Origin of the sequence: Halostella sp. PRR32, assembly GCF_034808085.1 — an archaeon.
In the GTDB taxonomy this organism is placed as follows: Archaea; Halobacteriota; Halobacteria; order Halobacteriales; family Natronoarchaeaceae; genus Halostella; species Halostella pelagica.
Genome location: NZ_JAXHGL010000257.1, coordinates 1 through 243 on the forward strand (window position 1 = coordinate 1; position 243 = coordinate 243).

Sequence of the window (243 nt, forward strand, 5' to 3'; positions counted from 1 at the left end):
GTGGATGATGACTACGAGGAGGAGCCCGATGAAGACGAAGATGAGCCTGACGAAGATGAGGAGGTTGAGGAGTACCACGAGGAGATTGAAGAGGAGGAAGAGGCTCCAGCGCAGCCCAAGAGTGCCGATCGTGGCCAGAATTTGGAGCTGGCTCGATCCCATCGGCGGAAGTACGACGAGGATGACATGGACTTTGAACCTGAATTGGATGAGGAGGAGGTAGACGAGGATATTGATTTCGAC

General features: G+C 53.9%; 1 pseudogene. It reads left to right on the forward strand.

From position 1 onward, the window contains the following. Nucleotides 1–243 (forward strand): annotated as a pseudogene (locus SM753_RS21060) (hypothetical protein); the annotation flags it as partial.